Raw genomic sequence first — 3,641 nt, 5'->3', positions numbered from 1 at the left:
CGCCTGCCGTGCCAGTTTCCCGGCGAGTGCCGCCAGATCCTGCGCGCGGGCGCGGAAGCGGTCTTCGCCGATGTGAAAAGGCACGAGCGCGTAACTGTCGCTGGTGATGACGTCGGCACCTGCGGCAATAAAGGCGGCGTGGACGTCCTGCACGAAGGCGGGCGCTTCCAGCAGCGCCAGCGCCGACCATTCGGGTTGGGCAAAGGGCGCGCCGAGGCGCAGCAGCTCGCGGCTCATGCCGCCGTCAAGGACGAGAAGGGGATGGGTCATGCGGTCTCCGGGGTTGGGAAAAGCGCCAATGTGGCGCAGCGCAGCGTTTTTTGCAATGGCTGGCTATAATCGCCGCATCCCCCAACCGGAGTATCCCATGAAAAACCGCCTTTCCGCCCTCGTCCTCCTCGCCGCCAGCGGCAGCATTTACGCCGCCGACCTCTGCGACGACCTCGATAGCGACGCCCCGCCGGTGGAATACGCCGCCATGAGCGCGCCCGTTCTGCAGAAAGCGGCGCCGGTCGCGCCTGCATCGGCGACCAAAGAAGCCGCCGCCCCCAATTTGGAGAACCGCCTCGGCGTCAATATGCCCGTTCCGGCGGGCGCCAAGACCCAATGGGAGCTTAACCAAGCCGCCGCCAAAATAGGCATTCGCGGCACGGCAGAAGCGCCAAACCGCGAACGCTACGCCCACAGCGACGCGAACCCGGTACACCGCGTCAGTGATGCGCCCGTCTCCACCTTCAGCATCGACGTCGATACCGGCAGCTACAGCAACGTCCGTCGCATGATTAGCCGCGAAGGCCGCCTGCCACCGGCGGACGCGGTGCGCGCCGAAGAAATCCTCAACTATTTCAGCTACGGCTACCCGCTGCCGCAGGACGGCAAACCCTTCGCTGTGCACACGCAAACGGTGGATTCGCCGTGGAAGGCGGACGCCAAACTCATCCGCATCGCCATCCAGGCGGCCGACCTCGCGCCGGACAAACGCCCGCCCGCCAACCTCGTCTTCCTCATCGACACCTCCGGCTCGATGAATGAACCCGACAAACTGCCGCTGGTGAAAAAAACCGTCTGCCACTTCGCCGAAGCGCTGCGCGCCGACGACCGCATCAGCCTCATCACCTACTCCGGCAGCACCGCTAAAATCCTGTCGCCGACCGCGGGCGACCAAAAAGAAACCATCATCGCCGCCCTCAAACCGCTGCGCGCGCACGGCGCAACCGCGGGCGGCGAAGCGCTGCGCATGGCCTACGACGCGGCGGCGAAAAACTACCGCAAAGACGGCATCAACCGCATCCTGCTCGCCACCGACGGCGACTTTAACGTCGGCATCAGCGACCCGGCGGCGCTGAAAAGTTACGTCGCCGAGAAACGCAAAAGCGGCGTCAGCCTCACCACCCTCGGCTTCGGCGCGGGCAACTACAACGACGAAATGATGGAGCAACTGGCGGACGCGGGCGACGGCAACTACAGCTACATCGACAACGAAGACGAGGCGAAAAAGGTGCTGGTACGCCAACTCGGCTCAACGCTGGCCACCGTCGCGCGCGACGTCAAAATCCAGATGGAATTTAACCCGGCGGCGGTCAAGGAGTACCGCCTCGTCGGCTACGAGAACCGCCGCCTGCGCGAAGAAGACTTCAACAACGACCGCGTGGACGCGGGCGATATCGGCGCGGGCAGCAACGTTACCGCCCTCTACGAAATCATCCCGCAAGGCAAAAACGGCTGGCTGGACGCGCGCCACTACCAAAACGCCCCCGCCACGAGCGGCCGCGCGGACGAATACGGCTGGCTGAAACTGCGCTACAAAACACCAGAGGGCGAACACAGCCAGTTGATTGAGCAGGCGATTGCGGCGAAAAGCATCCCGCTGGCGGATGCCGATGAAGCGACCCGCTTCGCCATCGCCGCCGCCAGCTACGCGCAGGCGCTGAAAGGCGGCGCGGACAACGGCGCCCTCGACTGGGCGGGCATCCTCCGCTTGGCGCAGGCCGCCAAAGGCGCAGACCCCTACGGCGAACGCGCCGGGCTGATTGCGCTGATTGAGCAGGCGCAAAAACTGTCGGCGGGGAAATAGCATTTACATACACCAACCCCGCTACCCTGTATGTATAAGCGGCATCGTAGTGGGGCTTGCCCCACCGCTGATGCAAGTGCGGGAAACCCGGCTGCGCCGCCGCACACCCTGCGCGCCGCATCCGGGTTATGACGGATGGTGTTGCGGTGGTGGGGCAAGCCCCACCCTACGCAGGCTTTCCATTACGTCGCCGCACATCCCGAACGGCCATCCCAAAACATCAACCTTGCCACCCCATTCAACTCCATGAACCCCCGCAATACTTCCCGCAAAATTCCGCTGATTCTCGCCAGCGCCGTTGTCACCGGCGCTGCCTTGTGGCAACTGTCCGAACGCGCCGGACTCGACCGGTGGGCGGATGCCCGCGAGCGGCAAATCTTGCTCGCGACATATGTGAACCCCGATGAATACACCTTGCGGCCACCCGGTCGCGATACGGCGGACAAGCACGATGTTCCCCGCCTTGCCGTGCTCACCGCAGACCGTCTCACGCTGGAGGATTACCCTGTCGTTGCCGACCGTTGGAGCGATGCCCTGGGCGCCCGCGCGCCTGTCAGCGGCTTCACCGCGTATTACCTCACCACTGGCGATCCGCGCGTCATCGACGCGCGCAAAGCGGCGACGCGCGACGACGCCCCGCCATCGCGCCACCGCCCGCTTGCCGTGGAGGCTTTCGCCAGCCGCTGGCGCGACGAGCCCGAACGGCTGATTGCCACGGAAAATGTCGCCACCATCGACATCCATTACCGCTACAACGCCTTCAAGGGCATCCCCGCACAGGATTTTGCCGCTTGCTGGATGGGTACGCTGCATATTGACGAAGGTGGCGATTACCGTATCAGCGCTGAAGTCAGCCGGGCAAACGTGCGCATCCTGCTCAACCGCCACCGTATTTTTGAAGGCGGTGATGCCAGCGCTACCTTCGTTCGCCTTGACCCCGGTGATTACACCCTCGAAGTGGAATACCGCAACGACTGGTACACCGCCGATTTTTCCCTGCATATCGACAAGGTCGCGCCATGAAGACCCCGCCGCGCAAGCCCGTCGCCAGCTTCCGCACGCTCTTTTATTTCGTCAGCGTCATCATCATCGGCATCCTGCTGGCCATCATCTGGAAAACCCATTCCGACAACGCGGACAGCGGTTTCACTATTTACCAGCGCCCCGATACCCGCAACATCCACGCCGCCCTGGAGGATGCACCGCGCATTCCGGCGCTGGAGACAAATCCCGGCAACCATATCCCGGACAGCGGCTTTGATGCCTACTACTTCCGTGCGGCCCGCCTTGTAGCCACAGAAAACACCCGCCATATCGCCATCAATTACAGCCATGACCAGTTCAGAGACATCCCCTCGCCACAATTCGCCGCCTACTGGGTCGGCTGGCTGGACATCCCGCAAAAAGGCGAGTACGAATTTGCCCTGGAGCGCAGCCGGTCGGACATTCGCATCCTTCTGGACGGCTACTGCATTTATAGCGATACACCGAAAGTTTCAGACAAGGCGCGCTGCCGAAGACAGTACGCATTTGTACGGCGAGGCAGCGCAACACCGTATGAAGCTTT

At 63.3% G+C, this 3,641-nt stretch carries 3 protein-coding genes and 1 pseudogene; 3 read left to right on the top strand and 1 reads right to left on the bottom strand.

The genetic code is table 11. The features are described from left to right. Window positions 1-270, bottom strand: a 270-nt coding sequence (locus tag Q0349_RS13760) for a homocysteine S-methyltransferase family protein (RefSeq protein WP_298081586.1), incomplete at its 3' end; no start/stop codon positions are given. A 97-nt stretch (window positions 271-367) separates the two neighbouring features. On the opposite strand from Q0349_RS13760, the gene Q0349_RS13755 reads away from it, so the two are divergent. The 3 genes and pseudogenes from Q0349_RS13755 to Q0349_RS13745 form a co-directional block, all read left to right on the top strand. After that, window positions 368-2,074, top strand: a complete 1,707-nt coding sequence (locus Q0349_RS13755; RefSeq protein ID WP_298081585.1) for a VWA domain-containing protein — start codon at window positions 368-370, stop codon at window positions 2,072-2,074. 246 nt (window positions 2,075-2,320) lie between these two features. Then, window positions 2,321-3,097: a hypothetical protein gene (locus tag Q0349_RS13750; protein WP_298081584.1), complete on the top strand. Its 777-nt coding sequence runs from the start codon at window positions 2,321-2,323 to the stop codon at window positions 3,095-3,097. Then, window positions 3,094-3,641: pseudogene (locus tag Q0349_RS13745) on the top strand (PA14 domain-containing protein); the annotation flags it as partial. The gene Q0349_RS13750 and the pseudogene Q0349_RS13745, both read left to right, overlap by 4 nt.

Origin of the sequence: uncultured Cardiobacterium sp. (assembly GCF_938028185.1) — a bacterium.
Taxonomy (GTDB): domain Bacteria; phylum Pseudomonadota; class Gammaproteobacteria; order Cardiobacteriales; family Cardiobacteriaceae; genus Cardiobacterium.
Note: the sequence above shows the minus strand (reverse complement) of the source record. Positions and strands in the feature narration are given on the sequence as shown.

Excerpts from the sequence above, each read along its gene's own strand:
- Q0349_RS13755 (WP_298081585.1), top strand. The coding sequence starts at position 368 with ATGAAAAACCGCCTTTCCGCCCTCGTCCTCCTCGCCGCCAGCGGCAGC.
- Q0349_RS13750 (WP_298081584.1), top strand. The coding sequence starts at position 2,321 with ATGAACCCCCGCAATACTTCCCGCAAAATTCCGCTGATTCTCGCCAGC.